Here is a 240-nt window from a genome sequence, read left to right on the forward strand (position 1 = left end):
GTTGATCGTGGCGATGCGCACGGGACTCGAGGGCATGCCTCCAGCCTACCGGGGGCGGCCGACAGCGCCCTCGTCCAGCACATCGTTGAGCTGCTGCTCGGCCTTGGCCACCCTCCGCTGCGCCGGAAGCCGGCTCAGCCAGCCTGCCCGGCTCAGGTCGTCCTGCGCCTCCTGCAGCTCGGCGCGGGCGACCAGCTCCCTGGCCTGGTGCTCCGCCGCGGCCCGCTCCGCGGCCTCCTG

The 240-nt window shown here is 74.6% G+C and carries 1 protein-coding gene; it reads right to left on the reverse strand.

Translation table 11 applies throughout. The annotated features are described in order from the left end of the window. Positions 1 to 45 precede the first annotated feature (45 nt). On the reverse strand, positions 46 to 240 hold a 195-nt coding region (locus SB775_RS33315; protein WP_410865575.1), incomplete at its 5' end, for a hypothetical protein.

The organism is Peribacillus sp. SIMBA_075 (assembly GCF_046534585.1).